19 protein-coding genes and 2 tRNA genes are annotated in these 13,682 nt (G+C 54.7%); 9 read left to right on the top strand and 12 right to left on the bottom strand.

What is annotated here, in order from left to right:
* Positions 1-66 precede the first annotated feature (66 nt).
* Positions 67-903, top strand: coding sequence for a phosphodiesterase (locus V1T76_RS17650; RefSeq protein ID WP_330561954.1), 837 nt, complete (start codon positions 67-69; stop codon positions 901-903).
* Entirely contained in the window at positions 903-1,451 is a 549-nt protein-coding gene (locus tag V1T76_RS17655; protein ID WP_330561955.1) for a CAP domain-containing protein, read from the top strand. The genes V1T76_RS17650 and V1T76_RS17655 overlap by 1 nt, the downstream gene beginning before the upstream one ends.
* Positions 1,452-1,603: 152 nt before the next feature.
* Here the strand turns inward: V1T76_RS17655 and V1T76_RS17660 are convergent, their stop codons facing one another.
* Complete coding sequence (locus V1T76_RS17660; protein ID WP_330561956.1) at positions 1,604-3,016, bottom strand: YcaO-like family protein; 1,413 nt, start codon at positions 3,014-3,016, stop codon at positions 1,604-1,606.
* Between the two features lie 246 nt (positions 3,017-3,262).
* Between V1T76_RS17660 and V1T76_RS17665 the strand changes: the two genes are divergently transcribed.
* Together V1T76_RS17665 and V1T76_RS17670 are read left to right on the top strand one after the other, a co-directional pair.
* Positions 3,263-3,553 carry a hypothetical protein gene (locus V1T76_RS17665; protein ID WP_330561957.1) on the top strand — a complete coding sequence of 97 codons (291 nt, stop codon included), beginning with the start codon at positions 3,263-3,265 and terminating at the stop codon, positions 3,551-3,553.
* A 78-nt stretch (positions 3,554-3,631) separates the two neighbouring features.
* Entirely contained in the window at positions 3,632-3,919 is a 288-nt protein-coding gene (locus V1T76_RS17670; RefSeq protein WP_330561958.1) for a hypothetical protein, read from the top strand.
* Here V1T76_RS17670 and V1T76_RS17675 read toward each other — a convergent pair.
* Positions 3,911-5,905 (bottom strand): BTAD domain-containing putative transcriptional regulator, encoded by a 1,995-nt coding sequence (locus tag V1T76_RS17675; protein ID WP_330561959.1) that lies wholly within the window; start codon positions 5,903-5,905, stop codon positions 3,911-3,913. The two genes, V1T76_RS17670 and V1T76_RS17675, sit on opposite strands and share 9 nt — an antisense overlap.
* 180 nt (positions 5,906-6,085) lie before the next feature.
* Here V1T76_RS17675 and V1T76_RS17680 point away from each other — a divergent pair, with 180 nt between their 5' ends.
* Positions 6,086-6,340, top strand: a complete 255-nt coding sequence (locus V1T76_RS17680) for a hypothetical protein (protein WP_330561960.1) — start codon at positions 6,086-6,088, stop codon at positions 6,338-6,340.
* A gap of 191 nt (positions 6,341-6,531) precedes the next feature.
* Here V1T76_RS17680 and V1T76_RS17685 read toward each other — a convergent pair.
* Positions 6,532-6,608, bottom strand: a tRNA-Arg gene (locus tag V1T76_RS17685).
* A gap of 230 nt (positions 6,609-6,838) precedes the next feature.
* A complete protein-coding gene (locus V1T76_RS17690; RefSeq protein WP_006933128.1) occupies positions 6,839-7,144 on the bottom strand; it encodes an ETC complex I subunit in 306 nt (101 codons plus the stop codon).
* A 348-nt stretch (positions 7,145-7,492) separates the two neighbouring features.
* Here V1T76_RS17690 and V1T76_RS17695 point away from each other — a divergent pair, with 348 nt between their 5' ends.
* Positions 7,493-7,726 carry a hypothetical protein gene (locus V1T76_RS17695; protein ID WP_330561961.1) on the top strand — a complete coding sequence of 78 codons (234 nt, stop codon included), beginning with the start codon at positions 7,493-7,495 and terminating at the stop codon, positions 7,724-7,726.
* Between the two features lie 96 nt (positions 7,727-7,822).
* A complete protein-coding gene (locus tag V1T76_RS17700) occupies positions 7,823-8,329 on the top strand; it encodes a hypothetical protein (protein WP_330561962.1) in 507 nt (168 codons plus the stop codon).
* Here the strand turns inward: V1T76_RS17700 and V1T76_RS17705 are convergent.
* A complete protein-coding gene (locus V1T76_RS17705) occupies positions 8,301-9,011 on the bottom strand; it encodes a hypothetical protein (RefSeq protein ID WP_330561963.1) in 711 nt (236 codons plus the stop codon). The two genes, V1T76_RS17700 and V1T76_RS17705, sit on opposite strands and share 29 nt — an antisense overlap.
* A gap of 231 nt (positions 9,012-9,242) precedes the next feature.
* Positions 9,243-9,319 (bottom strand) — tRNA-Pro (locus V1T76_RS17710).
* Between the two features lie 279 nt (positions 9,320-9,598).
* On the opposite strand from V1T76_RS17710, the gene V1T76_RS17715 reads away from it, so the two are divergent.
* Positions 9,599-9,964, top strand: coding sequence for a VOC family protein (locus V1T76_RS17715; RefSeq protein WP_330561964.1), 366 nt, complete (start codon positions 9,599-9,601; stop codon positions 9,962-9,964).
* A 252-nt stretch (positions 9,965-10,216) separates the two neighbouring features.
* Here V1T76_RS17715 and V1T76_RS17720 read toward each other — a convergent pair whose 3' ends face one another.
* Complete coding sequence (locus tag V1T76_RS17720; protein ID WP_330561965.1) at positions 10,217-10,720, bottom strand: SET domain-containing protein; 504 nt, start codon at positions 10,718-10,720, stop codon at positions 10,217-10,219.
* A 249-nt stretch (positions 10,721-10,969) separates the two neighbouring features.
* Here V1T76_RS17720 and V1T76_RS17725 point away from each other — a divergent pair, with 249 nt between their 5' ends.
* On the top strand, positions 10,970-11,311 hold the full coding sequence (locus V1T76_RS17725; RefSeq protein ID WP_330561966.1) for a hypothetical protein: 342 nt from the start codon (positions 10,970-10,972) through the stop codon (positions 11,309-11,311).
* Between the two features lie 368 nt (positions 11,312-11,679).
* Here V1T76_RS17725 and V1T76_RS17730 read toward each other — a convergent pair whose 3' ends face one another.
* The 5 genes from V1T76_RS17730 to V1T76_RS17750 form a co-directional block, all read right to left on the bottom strand.
* Positions 11,680-12,009, bottom strand: coding sequence for a hypothetical protein (locus tag V1T76_RS17730; RefSeq protein WP_330561967.1), 330 nt, complete (start codon positions 12,007-12,009; stop codon positions 11,680-11,682).
* A complete protein-coding gene (locus tag V1T76_RS17735; protein WP_330561968.1) occupies positions 12,006-12,170 on the bottom strand; it encodes a hypothetical protein in 165 nt (54 codons plus the stop codon). Before V1T76_RS17735 ends, V1T76_RS17730 begins: the two co-directional genes overlap by 4 nt.
* The gene (locus V1T76_RS17740) at positions 12,148-12,375 is read right to left on the bottom strand and encodes a hypothetical protein (RefSeq protein ID WP_330561969.1); all 228 of its coding nucleotides are present in this window, start codon (positions 12,373-12,375) and stop codon (positions 12,148-12,150) included. Before V1T76_RS17740 ends, V1T76_RS17735 begins: the two co-directional genes overlap by 23 nt.
* Positions 12,372-12,839 carry an inadl protein gene (locus V1T76_RS17745; RefSeq protein WP_330561970.1) on the bottom strand — a complete coding sequence of 156 codons (468 nt, stop codon included), beginning with the start codon at positions 12,837-12,839 and terminating at the stop codon, positions 12,372-12,374. Before V1T76_RS17745 ends, V1T76_RS17740 begins: the two co-directional genes overlap by 4 nt.
* 74 nt (positions 12,840-12,913) lie before the next feature.
* Positions 12,914-13,648 carry a peptidoglycan recognition protein family protein gene (locus V1T76_RS17750; RefSeq protein ID WP_330561971.1) on the bottom strand — a complete coding sequence of 245 codons (735 nt, stop codon included), beginning with the start codon at positions 13,646-13,648 and terminating at the stop codon, positions 12,914-12,916.
* Positions 13,649-13,682: the final 34 nt, after the last annotated feature.

Consider the following 13,682-nt stretch of genomic DNA (forward strand, 5'->3'; position numbering starts at 1 on the left):
TGCCCTCTTCGACCGCCCGGTTATCGTCCGGGGAGAACATCCACCTGACGAGTCACAAGGTTTTCCATGACATTGATTGCTCATATGACGGACCTGCATCTGCGTCCAAGGGGGCTTGCCTGTTATCGCGTCTCCGACACCAATATGCTTGCAGAGCGCGCGATCCGGTCGTTGCAGAGCCTCACACCGAAACCCGACGCTCTTGTCATTACCGGCGACGTTACCGACGGAAACGACCCTCGGGAATACGCGCTGGCGCGCTCAATCCTGTCACGGGTCGACATGCCGGTTTTTCTTGTGCCGGGGAATCACGACGGCACACAAGTCATGCGCCGTGAACTCGCAGGCTTTCCAGGTCTCGCCGGCAGCCTTGACGACAAGATCTGCTACACGGCAGAGATAGGCGATATCCGCCTGATAGCCCTTGATACGCACATTCCCGGCGATCCGCGCGGTCGGCTCGGGCAAGCGCAACTTGACTGGCTTGACGGTCAATTGAAGGAAAGCAGCAAAACGACGCTGATCGCTCTCCATCATCCCCCTGCACTCTCCGGCATCCGTCATATGGATGATATCGGCCTTGTGGATGCCGATGCTCTTGCGGAAGTCGTTTCCCCACACAGGCACGTTGCCCGTCTCCTGTGCGGCCATCTTCATCGCCCCATCATCGCAAGCTTTGCCGGTAAGGTCATGACACTGGCCCCCAGCACCGGGCACCAGGTTGTCCTAGACCTGACGGAGGACGGTCCGGCCATGTTCAACTTCGAGCCGGCGGCATACTTTCTGCATTATCATTCACCGAAGACCGGTGTTGTATCTCACATGGCCTATGTCGAAGCGTATTCAGGTCCTTTTCATTTCTACGCCGATGAAGGCGTCGTCTGGCCGGGAGATGAAGCCTGATGTCAGGAGCACCCCTGCGCAATCGCATTTTTTCAACCTTGCTGTTGGTCGCTTTCTCAGCAGCCCTCAGTGCTTGTGGCGCGCTGCCCGGGAAAAGCGACCTGGAAGACAAGACAGTGCTGACGGATCAACCGGTCGACAAGGCCCAAATGCTGTCGATGATAAACAGCTATCGCCAGCAAAAAGGCTTGCCCGCGCTACGCCACGACCCGGAACTGGATGCGGTTTCCCAAAAAATGGCCAGGCATATTGCCGAACGCGACAGCATGGACACCTGGGCACACAGTGCATTCGGGCTTTCTCAAAGGCTCGACAAGGCAGGATACGCCAATTACGCGGGTGCGGAGAACCTTGGGGCCGGTTATGCGGATCTTTCAGCAGCGTTTCGGGGCTGGCAGGGATCCGAAGGCCACAACAAGAACCTTCTCAACCCCTACGTGACGCGCGTGGGCATCGCCAGAACCAATCGCAACAATGGAAAGTGGCGATATTTCTGGGTGATGACTCTGTCCCGGCCCTATGCGGATGGACGGCCGACAGTCCAATAAACAATTTCCGGAAAAAGGGCGGAGCGAGGCTCCGCCGAAAAGGTTTCTTCCAGAGTTCGGATGAACCAGTTGCCATCCGGGCGCCCCGCGTCAACAAATATGAATTCAGAGCTCATATTTTATTAGTGCCGGCTGTGCACCCTGTCAAACGTTCAGAACGGAAACGGCCTTGCGGCAAATTCTGGCTCCGTCGCAGGCGTTTGGCGCAATCCACGTTCGACGACCCCGTGAAACAACCTTCTCTTGCCGAACCGCGGTTCCCAGGTGCAAAGCGCGGCAGACATCAATTTCATACAGGGAATGCCAAGATCTTGCCGTGTTGCATCAAACTCCCAAAGATCGATCCCATGATCGAAGCAGCTTTGCAGCAATGCCTCGAATGAGAATGCTCTCAGCGCAGCACTTTCGCTTAAGGCAGTTGCCTTTTTCAGGGGAAGGTCGTCAAAAATCACGCGCTCCCTGGCATATGCCAGTTGCCTCGGTGGCTGCTTGGGAGCTTCTTCTGCTGTGCCCGTGACAGGATAGGCCTTGTTCATCAAAGTCAGTGCGTTTTCAGATTGCAGCATCTCCTGAAGTGCGCTGACAGATGCCTGCGCGATGTCCCAGCCGGCAGAGGATCCAAATGCACAGCCTCCGCCATGTCCGTCATGAGAGACAGCCATGACCACCTGAACTGCCAGGTCTGTATCGACGTGATACAGGCCCCACGCCCGCGGCTGATCATTCAGATAGTGCGTCAGTTCAGGCGGGAGGATTTCGTGCAAAAGACCTTTCGGTAGAAAAGTTATCCCCAGGCGGTTGTACCACGCTTGCGCCACTGCATCACGCTCTACAAGTTCAAGAAGCGCACGCCTTCGTGCTCCCTCGCGGTCATGCCAGACGGCACAACCGACACTCGATGCAAAGGGCAACCGCCTGCCTGTAGGTCCGTCGATTTCCTGGAACAAAACTCCCAAACTCAGGCACTGCGCCGTCTCACCTGTTTGCAGGTTTCGAAGCTGAATTCGCCTGTCAGACAGGCTGCTCCAGTCAGAGGTCCGTTTATTTGTGCCTTGAACCCGAATTCCCAGATCCCGAGAGGCAATGTTCGCCTGATTTTCACTCAAGCCGAGCAGAGGAGCGAAATCTACCTGTGGTTGTTTTTGATCGACCTCAACCACCCGACTGTCTGCCCCTCCAAAACTGTAAAGACTTAATCTTTCCGAAAGCTCGCCAAGACAACCCAAAGCTGCACCCGCCAAGGTGCCGCCCTGCCCGCCTGCAGGAATTGCGGGATGTTCGCGCCCGACCTTCAAATTCGCCGCATCCTGCGATTTCAGGAGACCGGTACAAAAATACACAGGACATCCCGGGCGCGACACGGGAACAAGCCTCGGCGCGTATTCCGAAAGCAGCCTGGAAAACAGTAGCAGGTCAGGTTCAAGCACCGAGGTCTCAATCTTCCCGGTTTCACCCTTTCGCGAAACGAGACCAAGCTGCGACAGGTCAGCAAGAACAGCATTGGAAAATTCGCTCTCAATTATCATCGCGACGACACGTGCGGCATCGGCTGGACCGGCCTCCAACGAACGATGTCTTGCCAGCCACTTTTACTATGCCTCACCCTGCAATTGCAGCTTGAGTATATTAACATAACCGCCATTGAGTGAGTTGATCCCCTCGTTCTACATTCTTCTAGAAAGCAGTCAATCAGTAGTAAATACACCTAATACATAATCATTTACTAAAGTTTGACCTAATTTCAAAGCTGCCCGGTGACCATCCCACCACCAGGCAAGTTTCATTGCAACTTAACCTACCGGAGGCTCATAATGCACGCTGATACAACTTCCCGGAATGAACTGGAAATTGGCGCGAAACTTGGTGCAATCATTCAGAATTCTGAAGCCCGTGAGCGCCTGGTTACCAACCCGATCGAAGTTCTGGCCGAAGTCGGCATCAAGTCAGATGCCCAAATCTTTGCAGATACTGCTGATCTGGTTCACCTGGTCATTCCGGCACAAATCGATGCCGCTCGTCTTTCTGCTGGTGATGAAAGCTATTTCGAAGAACTCGGCAAAGCTGCTCTTGGCAATTGCTTCTACGAAGACGTGCCGGAGTAACCCGCAGGACCGTCACAACATTTGTCCGGTCTTCCTGTTTCGCGCAGGAAGACCGCCTTCTTTCGAGTGGACGCTACGATGGCCAGATTTCCCTACTATCAGCGCAACGTCAAAGAGCTCGGCAAATTGATCGCCAGAGCTGCAACCGACGAACAGTTTCGAAGCGAACTCGAAAGAGACCCTGCCGGCGTGATGTCCGAACTCGGACTGCCTAAAGAAACCGTTGCGCTGATGCGCTTCAAGATCGTCGATCAGAAAAGCAACCCAAATGCAGTGGCGTTGCCTTTTCGCCTCAACAACAAAAAACTGGAAAGCTCCGATAAGGAGTATCTGAAGGGCCTATCGACAACGTTCGCGCTAAACTGAGCCCGAGCCGTCAAAAAGGAACCGCTGCACCAAAGCAGCGCCTTTATCGAAATCGTTCCGGATTTTTTCGTTTTGAAAAAAATTGATCTTCTTTCTCCAGCTCTGTGGATCTTGAGCAAGCTCAGGCGAATTTCTTAATAAGGCAGCCCGGTTTTCTCCAAATCGTTGAAGCGTTTGAATGGCCTCTTCCTCTCTGCCGGAGCAAATCAGTGCTGCCACGCGCGTCGTCAACCCGCTGATACCGACACCGGCTCCCCGCTCGATCTGTTTGATCGCGCTGTCGTAGTCTTCTGATGCGAAAAAGATGTTGGCTAGGTATTCGTAAAACACGCGCGGGACGAAAGCGAAAAGCGAGAATGCTCTTTCTGCTGTGACGCGCGCTTCGTTGATATCACCGGAAAAAGCCAAACCTTCTGCCACCGACATCAGATTGGCCGGATCTGCAGAGCTCAACCGGCCTGCATTGTGGAATGCTCGCCGAGCTTCTTCGGGCATATTGGACAAGATGAGCGCCCAACCATAGACACGCTGATTGACCGCCTGCCACGGATCAAGCCTGATCGATTTTTCCGCCAGGTTCAGAAGATTGTTTTCTTCGCCTGCAAACGGCTTGTCCAAGAGCGGGAAATGCAGCTCCTGCTTCATGATTATGGAAGCCTTGCCCGCATAGGTCATGGAAAATGATCTGTTTGTGCGTTCCAGATCATCCAGCAATCGCATCGCCTTTTCATCGGATTGCGGTGTGAAATCCCAAAGCAGGGCTTCTGCCTGACACCAGCGGGCAAAAACAGAAGTCTTGGCGGGATTTCGCAACCGGCTGGTCGCGTGATTGTGGATCCGGCTTACGATCTGGCTTGCCGCAGGCACCAGCCCATCCCAAAACTTCAGATCGATGATCTCGTTAAAGACAATCTGACCGTTGCCCCTGTCTTCAAATTGAACAACGACTTTGCCTGAACGTTCGTCATGGCGGAACCGCAACATGTAGCTGCCGAGTTCATGACCTTCCATCAAAGTTGGTCGCGGCATGTTTTCGTCGCCGAAATATTCCGATTCAAACAGTTCGAAAGACCGGAACGACGAAAGACCGGAGACGATTTCCTCTCTCAGATGAACCGCGTCACTCAAGCCCTTCCTCAACAAAGAGGAAGAGACAATGGAGATCTCAGGCAAAGGCACCTGGTCATCGTAGTTCGGCAGGAAACCTCTGTTGGTGTTGCCGTTTCCCTCATTTGGCGAAGACCGTGGCGCTGGAGCCCCGACATCGGGATCAGTCAGCAGTTTCCGCGTTTCTTCATCGGGCTCTGCATCCAGATGAAGCCGCATCTCACGTTCACAGGTCCGAAACTGCTGTTCCGCGCGCTCAAGCTGACCAAGCTTCATATAGAGACGGATAAGCACGCGATGGGCCGCTTCAAACGCGGGGTCGAGCTTCAGAACAAAACGCGCCCCGGCTTCTGTCTGTACGCCGCCATCCTCAGTGGTGATCCTGTTCAGATGCTTGAACGCAGCACTGATGAGTTCGGAACGTACCCGCTCGCGCTCGACCGTCAGCCACTCTGAAAATTCAGAATCAATATCGTCGTAACCGGTCAGGAACTCTCCGCGCCACAGCGTCTCCGCCTCGCGAAAGTCGGCTGCTGTTCCGTGCTCAAGAAGCACGTTCATGCGCATGAGGTCGGACGCGAACGCCGAAGGCTCGAGCTGAATGTGGCCAGCCGCAGACCTCACAACATCAACGCCGGCTGTCTCCTCGGCCGTCTTTAACTGACGCAACGCCTGACGCAGGGATTGCATTGCCTTGTGGCGGTCAGTGCCGCTCCAAAGCAGGTCCGCCAAGGTTTCCCGTGGTGACGCCATGCCGCTCATGCGGCTCAGATACCCCATAATCGCCAGAGCCTTGCGGGTCTTAACCGCAACAGGCTCCTGGTCACTATCAAGGAGCAAAGGCCGCCCAAGGCACGCAAAGCAGGACGCGTTTGCCATTAATTCCCCGTAATTGAAATGCAAACTTTATCAGTTGCCGTTACGCAACCGCGAATATCATGCAACCTGAAACACAACAGCACCTTATCACGCTCATTTCACGCTGCAACAGCATGCTTTTATCGGATGGTCACAGCAGCGTTGCTGCAATCGGCAAATCTAATACTGGTGGGTAGTAAAATGTCTAAGACCGTTAACAAACCGGACCGTGCTGGGCTCGAGCAGGAACCTGCAATCGAGGCCATCAAGCGCATGATCCGTTATACGAAGAAAGAATCGGACAAGGACGGCCGGACGTTCTGTTCTTATTTCCTGGATATGGCTCTTCAGTCCCTCGAAGATGGGTCTGAAGATGTGGACATGATCCTCAAAACAAAGATCACGCCGCTCATGGTTGGACAGAAGGCGGAAACGACCAAGTCCGAGACCCTCTGATCTTCAAGCGACTCGTGTTCTGACATGCCGCCACGCCCCTATATTGCAGGGGCTGGCGGTTTTTTTATTTTTGTCGGGACGTTGTAGAGCTTCCACGAAAGGCCGATGCCGCATTCCTGAACGCCCTCGTTCAACGAAGCGCGCGCAGACCCTGCAAGTGTCTTGTCGGTTTTTCGAGTTTTTCAGGAAGATGGCGACTCCGGCAGGATTCGAACCTGCGACCATTCGCTTAGAAGGCGAGTGCTCTATCCAGCTGAGCTACGGAGCCATTTTCAGGATCGGCAATCGTTCCAGATCGGACCGCCTGCCTTAGCAACCTGCGCCGCATGACAACAGGCAAAACTGTATCTACCGTTCATTCCAGAGGCAAAATCGATCCCGCAATTACCTCAGCCGACCTAATGCGACAAAACTCCGGGCCGTGTCGATCCGAATTTGCCACTTTCAACAGGCAATCCGACCTCTCAGGAAAGATTTCCGAGAACGGAAAGACCAAATTCAGTGGGTCCAGGGTGCTGACCGGTTGAACTTGAAATTATCCGCATAGGCGGAACCGCGCACCTTGCGCTCCCGTGCCTTTTCGACCCTGTGTGGGATGCCGTGACGCTTCGCATACGCAACAGCTTCTTCCGAGGTTTCGAAGAAGAGCCGGATTTGCTGCTTCATGTCGGACGAAGACGTGTAGCCCATCAGCGGTTCGACGGATTTGGCGACTTCCGGCTCGTAATCCAGAACCCATCTCTGGGTCTTCGCCTTGCCTGACTGCATGGCGGTTTTCGCCGGACGGTAGATGCGCGCAACCATGTGACAGTGCCCTCAAGTCTGAAAGTGTGAGATGCATTTCCTCACAGCAGCTTTTTCCCGCCTTTGCCGCCGGTGTCAACACCGATATTGGCCGTGCCCCGTAATCTTCACGCGGGAAGCGTCTCAATTCACCTTACAACCATGCGTTAACGGTGTCGGCGGAGAAGCAGTTAATGACAATCACGTAACATGACAGGGAGGCGCAATTCGTGCTATTAACTACCCTTACGTGAACTTGTCTTGATGTCGCCGACTTTCCGGAAGCAGCGCACGTTCCGTAACAAAAGTATCCAAGGGCTGGACGGCTTGAACCGTCCGAACCCCGGAAGAATACGATAAGGCTTTGACATGCATTACGAATTTCTTAAAAGACTGGATAGCTATGTTCCAGAACATGTGCAGCCGGTTCCGGCTGCACCAGCCAATCTGAAAGAAGCGATTGACGCAGCCAATCTCACTGAAATGTGGGACATGATCCTGACGCTGGATTATTCTGTTTCAGATGCTGAAGATCTGTCGCCGGAAAAGCGCGATGAATTTCTTAACGTCATGTCGCTACTGCTCAAGGCCTTTGACAGGTAGGTTGATTGAATTCAACCGCTGGCAAGCGGATAAAACAATGCGCTGAGCGGCGGGAAGTCATCCCGGCTTCAGCAAAGCAGAACCCGAGCGAGGAACGTGCTGACGCGCCCCGATACTCATTTTTCAGAACTTGGTATCAAGGCCATTGAAAAAGGTCTTGCCGATCCTGCTGTGTCTGCTTTCTACGACAGTATCATGTCCACTGATGCAGATCAGATCCAGCAAAGCATGAAACCGTTTCTGCCGCGGCTGAGCCTCTGCTCCGACAAGATGCCCGGCAACGCGCCGCCTCCAATCTTCTATGTGGGCAAGGAAAGTGGTCAAAGGCACCTGTTCGGTGAAGACTGGGCAAACCCGGCAACCCCCACGTTTGGGTTGCGCACCCCAGATCCGGACCTGGAACATGCTTCGGCGGATGGATATCGCAAGGCGCTTGAAGGAACTCCCTACTACGGCTATGCCCACACGAAAATTCAGGTGAACGGCGAACTGTTCGAGGTCGCATTCGAAAGGCTTATCGTCGCCGTGCGGCCATCGCTGAAGTCAGATCTTCGATTCTGTGCCTATCTTGGGGTTATTCAGGATCTTCAGCGCACGTTCTGAGGATCAGTTTCACCAGACCGTGAAGATCGCTTCGGGTCGCATAGACCAGCCAGTCATCCGGCCTGATATGGCCGGGCGCAATTTCCCAATGGGTGCCGCGCGGCACGAACCTGCGATAACCCACCCGGATACCGAAGCCTTTCTCGGCGCTTTTGGCAGCCATCAGTCCATACAGGTAGTCCGGCGACCATTTCAGCAGAGACAAAAGAAAGCCCAACTGGGTCAAAGGTTCGGCAAGGCCCTGCCCCCGGATGTCCCGCCTCAGCCAGAGATTACCGTGATAGACGATCCGTCCACGCATGAAATAAGCGTCATGTGCATGGTCGGTACCGAACCGCACCTGAGGATCGGGATCGACAAAGATCCGGCGCTGCTGCTGCTGCCAGTGTTCGGCAAGGTTTCGGTCTTTAAGATCCTCCACCTTTGCGGCCTGCACGGAAACAACGTTGCCATTACTGTTGACGGCAGCGACCCAGAATGCAGTCGCCCCGTGCAGGTCGAAAAACCGTGGCGAGAAGTCTTCCATCAGGTATTTGTCTTCGGTGCCGCGGACGGTTTTTTCGAAAAGCGAAAAATCCGCGCTTTCTTTAAGGGAAAGCCCGGCTTTTTCAATTCTGGACTGCAGCAGAGCGATCGCCGCCGATACATCCAGCGTCGCCTGGTCGTCAGGATCCGGTATCATAAACCCCATCCGGCGCAGCCTGCGCGACACCGCAGACTGAGTCAGTTCCCAAGGCGTGGAAACACCTATTCAAACAGTCTGTTATGCTGCGAGAAGTTGCACAAGACACGAGCGCAGTTCGGCCTTAGTTATCCCGGCCTTTAGGCATGGCAGGGCCGAAATCGCGAAACTGCTCGCTTTCGAATACCCATTCGCATGCGTTCAAGAAAATTGATTTTCAGGAAGAGTAAGTGGTCGGGGCAGCAAGATTCGAACTTGCGACCCTCTGGTCCCAAACCAGATGCGCTACCAGGCTGCGCTATACCCCGATCCGTTGATTTGCTTGGGTTTATAGCTCTGACAGAGGCCAGTCAAGCTAGAACAAACCATGAAAATTGCGCCTTTGTGAACAAGAACTGACAAACCAGTCCCGAAATAGTACCGAAATCCGTTCATGGCCTGTTCTCGGTATTCCGATTCGTCATTCGCTTCAGGCGCATGAATCCGGTTGGGCGACCGCGACCGCGCCGATCATGTAGGGCAAACCTGACGTAGATTGGTTTTCTCTGTTATGCCTTCGCAGACGAATTTATCCAAAGGCCATAGAGATGACCTCACCACTCGGGCGAATAGTGATCTACACCAAAAAGATCGAGCAAATGTCGGAGTTTTACTCAAGGCATTTTGGTTTTTCAGTTTCATGTGACGAAGGCGACCGTATTCTCGAACTGAAGCCTCAAGCTATTGGCGCCTCGATCCTTTTGCATCCAGCGTCAGCCAAGCAAAAGGAAGGACAGGCACTTGTGAAGCTCGTGTTTGATGTCGACGACGTCACGGCCTTTTGTGAAGCAGCGAGCGTGGCCGGGCTGAAGTTCGGAAAAATTCATCAGGCCGATGGCTACGTCTTTGCCAATGCCAAAGACCCTTCGGGAAACTCAGTTCAGGTGTCTAGCAGAGCGTTTGCGCGGGGTTAATTTGGGTTCGTTTCACTCATTCGCCGCACTCGATACCAAAGGAGCTGCGGGCCGCTTGCCTCGACCTGGCGCCAGCCAAGGTCCAGGATCGGCACGCGCACCGTCATAAGGCCGCTTGAGATCTAGTCCACACCTAGCCGCAGCGTACGGCAATCGAACGAAGGGTGGGACGTGTGAATTTTCTACGCACTGAATGAATGACCGCTATGCGGACGAAGCTGCCATTCGATTCATTATCCCGACGGTCAGCTTTCAGGCGCTTTGCTTCGTCAGCCGTCTCTGGAGATAGTCGGAAAATTTCCCAGAATAACGTCGCTGGAGTTCAGGAATCTTCCAATCCCTTCCGGTTACCTGGCCCCGGCAGCGCGGTGTGCCGCAGGCGCATTCCATTTCCCAGTCATCGTCATCGCCAGTCGCGTAGTCAAAGGTTAGCTCTTCGCCGGGATCAATATCGCGCAAAGCACGAAAGGTAATTTGCCCGACGATCTGCACGTTGGGGTCGCATGAGTGATTGAGACACATCATCGACGCTTCCCGCTCCTCCTGCGTCACAGGCCCGATGAACAAATGATCGTCGATCTGGATTTCAGCAGGACCAAGCGTCTTGGCGAGCTCGTCCCTCTTCTTCCGGTCAAAGACGTGACCGCCTTTTACGACTACGGTTTCGCCCACCTGTATAGGTGCGACGCAGAATAAGCCGCGTCCCTCAATTTCACTTCCGCGTTTTTCGACCTTATCCGAAAACCAAGTTGTCAAAGCCGACCTCCTTTCACATCATGCAGCCGCCCCTATCGTTGTTTTGCTACAGCCGCGTGACAGGGAATTCCTGGCCCGGCCGTGCAACAAGTATTTTCACAATCAGACATCTACGTTGCGTGCAGCATCCGTCTCTCTGGGCTCCAAACGGACCTTCGCTGCACAGAGCACCGATGTCGCCTATGGGTCGGAACGTTCCCTCCATCCGATAAGTCATAACGCCTGCTTCGCTGGGTTTTGGTCCGAAATTTGCTCGGCAGCACTGCATTGATTGCAGGTGCTCGCTCTTGCCAAAACAACCAGCCGGTCGATATTGGAACAAATAGAGAACAACTTTCAGGTTTGGATATGTCACGTCGCAGCGGACGCGGTTTCATCAACACTCAAGAAGTGCTGGAAAAGCTCAGCTTTGGCAGAGCTGGAGCTGTCCAGGTCATGCGATCGGCAAAGATCGGATCGCCGCAATATCGGACGGCGATGCACTTGAGCGAGGCGATCGACGACATGGTCGAGAAACTGACCGGTGACCGGACCCATTTTCACGACAAGCCCGCATCAACTGCGCCACGGTACAATCCGCTAAAAAGATGATCATATAGAGCGGAGCAATTGCGAGCGCGGCCGGGACCTCTTTCGAGGCATCTGTTACCGCGATCCGGGCCCCATTACCCCTGCCATTTTACCTGAGCCAGGAGCTCAGACCATATCAACATCAAACCGCCCACCACCAACACGCCAAGCGCGAAATATATGATTAGCTTTTGCCCAAAGTCCGACCCATCCATATACCCACCTTTCACCGCACAAAAAAATATTTAAAGTAGTCTTTACATCCAAATGCAACCGTGCATTTATCGCCGGGTTGCAAATACAAGGTTCCCGCCCTTATTTGCAGAAGCCCCACGGAATACCACCTACCATTCCGTGGGGCACTCTACATGCACTTGCCTTCAAATGCACTAACGGCTCCGCGTCCCTCTCCAAACCTCCATTATATCCTTGGCAAATGCCTTTGGGTCCCGGCTGGCGCGAATAATGAAGACTGCTATGTTCCGACCGGTCATCGCGAGTACGCCCGCCATGCCATAGGCGGCAGACTCCGGTAGGGACAGGATTTCGCGAACTGGCTCCCCGAAAACCAGCGCCGAAATGAAGCCGATGAAAAATGTCATCCACCTGTCCCGAATGGCGAGATCCTTTGGAAGCGCTGCGCCAATAATCGCGAAAGCACCAATGACCGCGATTTTCGTGAACGGAAGTTGCCAGAACCAATCCTGCACCTGTTTCATCCGCACCCGTGCTCCCGTTCCATTTCCAGCACTTCATCGAGCGACACCGCCAGCGTGCCGGAAACATGGTCAGCGTCTTCCTCCGTCCATTTGATGCGCCCCAGGGCGGCGCAGATGTCTCCAACTTCAGGTGCCGGTTTACCGAGATCCGGCGCGCTCATGCAGCCGGTCGCGAATAGCGTCAAGAGAACGCTGGGAAGAAGTCTTCTGCGCACGATCGATGGCCTTTCGGGAATTCAGTTGAGCTTTCAGAATGACGTTCTGCTTGACCTGGTGTTCGTGACGCCATTGGCGAACCAGCTCGCCGGCAGTGCCGACGAGCCAATCCACGAGAACGGCCTTCAGGGCCGCCATCAGCGCACTCATGCGGGCGTACCGCCAATATCGCCGTCAAGATCGAGATCGACACCAAGCCGGGCCTCGAGAAGATCGGTCAACCGATCTTCACTGATGTCGAAATAGTCCAGGGCTTCGGGGATCGAAGCCTGTACATACTCAAATGCATGCTTCAGCACCGCACTGCGGACATTGACTTCGAACCGATGCCCCTGCGCCGCTGTCAGCACTTTCGATTTGCCGAACTGAACGGCGTTGAAAAGCGCGTCATCAACGCGGTCCTTTAACTGATCGTCAAGCTCAAGGCCCGTGCGCTCCTGGAACGCATCGATGGCCTTTCGGCCAAGCCAGAGCGCGGCTGCACCAATAACCGCAACCACGATCTGAGTGACTGGCTCAAGAGCTGCGGAAAGATCAACCGTGGTATCGGCCGCCATGGCGTTGACCGGAAAAAGAACGAGCGCCATCAGCGCCGCGATTGCATTGCGGAACATGTCAGTTTCTCCAATTTTCGGGAAGGAAGATGCGGCTTTCGAAACGTCCGGGCCGCCGGCCGGAACTGGAAGGCCTATGCGGCCCGCGCCGCCTCGGCAGCGATCAGCGTGCGCCAGACGTGGGCAACCACGACCGGCGACGGATAGAGGTCGTATTCCTGCTTCAGCTCTTTCACGGCTTCCGCCGTCTGCCCGCCGAAAATGCCGTCAACCTTGAGATCGATCCCCATGAAGGCTCCGGCACGATTCAAGAGTTCTTGCAGACGCGCGACAGCCTCGCCCCGGTCTCCGACGTCGAGTTCCGGATAGTTCGCCGTGTCATGGTTGACAGTGTCGGGAATGGCGGTCAGCGGTACCGGCTCACGGGTGGCCACGGGCTCGATGATGTAGCCTTTGTCATCGAGCCCCAGAACCTTGCGATAGTCAAAGACCGGGCACGCTTTGGCAGCCACCTCACAATGGCCACGGAACCGCATCTGAAGCCCGTAGGCCGCGTTGATCTGGCCGCAGAGCGTGCGAAGGCTATCGAACTGCGCTTCGGTAAAACGGTCCTCTTTCAGGCCATGCAGGCAGATCCCGATGGATCCGGTGTTGTGGCCAGCGACATGCGCACCGATTTTCTCAATCGGCCGTCCTGTCTGCACCGTGCCATCCTTCTTGATGAAGAAATGATAGCCGACGCCGGACCAGCCCCGCGCCTTGTGCCAGGCATCGATTACCGAAACATCGTCATGCTTCGGATTGTCGGAGGCGGAACAATGCAGCCAGGTGGTGTGCACAGCCCGGGGGGGTTTTGCAAAATGGAACATCTCAGGCTCCCTTGGTTTGGGCATGAAAAAACCC

Source organism: Roseibium sp. FZY0029 (assembly GCF_036350355.1).
Taxonomy (GTDB): Bacteria; Pseudomonadota; Alphaproteobacteria; order Rhizobiales; family Stappiaceae; genus Roseibium.

Bases quoted from the DNA above. Each gene is read 5' to 3' on its own strand.
- V1T76_RS17675 (WP_330561959.1), bottom strand. From the start codon at position 5,905: ATGGCAAACGCGTCCTGCTTTGCGTGCCTTGGGCGGCCTTTGCTCCTT.
- V1T76_RS17665 (WP_330561957.1), top strand. From the start codon at position 3,263: ATGCACGCTGATACAACTTCCCGGAATGAACTGGAAATTGGCGCGAAA.
- V1T76_RS17680 (WP_330561960.1), top strand. From the start codon at position 6,086: ATGTCTAAGACCGTTAACAAACCGGACCGTGCTGGGCTCGAGCAGGAA.
- V1T76_RS17670 (WP_330561958.1), top strand. From the start codon at position 3,632: ATGGCCAGATTTCCCTACTATCAGCGCAACGTCAAAGAGCTCGGCAAA.
- V1T76_RS17650 (WP_330561954.1), top strand. From the start codon at position 67: ATGACATTGATTGCTCATATGACGGACCTGCATCTGCGTCCAAGGGGG.
- V1T76_RS17750 (WP_330561971.1), bottom strand. From the start codon at position 13,648: ATGTTCCATTTTGCAAAACCCCCCCGGGCTGTGCACACCACCTGGCTG.
- V1T76_RS17655 (WP_330561955.1), top strand. From the start codon at position 903: ATGTCAGGAGCACCCCTGCGCAATCGCATTTTTTCAACCTTGCTGTTG.
- V1T76_RS17705 (WP_330561963.1), bottom strand. From the start codon at position 9,011: ATGATACCGGATCCTGACGACCAGGCGACGCTGGATGTATCGGCGGCG.
- V1T76_RS17695 (WP_330561961.1), top strand. From the start codon at position 7,493: ATGCATTACGAATTTCTTAAAAGACTGGATAGCTATGTTCCAGAACAT.
- V1T76_RS17740 (WP_330561969.1), bottom strand. From the start codon at position 12,375: ATGAGTGCGCTGATGGCGGCCCTGAAGGCCGTTCTCGTGGATTGGCTC.
- V1T76_RS17745 (WP_330561970.1), bottom strand. From the start codon at position 12,839: ATGTTCCGCAATGCAATCGCGGCGCTGATGGCGCTCGTTCTTTTTCCG.
- V1T76_RS17715 (WP_330561964.1), top strand. From the start codon at position 9,599: ATGACCTCACCACTCGGGCGAATAGTGATCTACACCAAAAAGATCGAG.
- V1T76_RS17730 (WP_330561967.1), bottom strand. From the start codon at position 12,009: ATGAAACAGGTGCAGGATTGGTTCTGGCAACTTCCGTTCACGAAAATC.
- V1T76_RS17690 (WP_006933128.1), bottom strand. From the start codon at position 7,144: ATGGTTGCGCGCATCTACCGTCCGGCGAAAACCGCCATGCAGTCAGGC.
- V1T76_RS17735 (WP_330561968.1), bottom strand. From the start codon at position 12,170: ATGAGCGCGCCGGATCTCGGTAAACCGGCACCTGAAGTTGGAGACATC.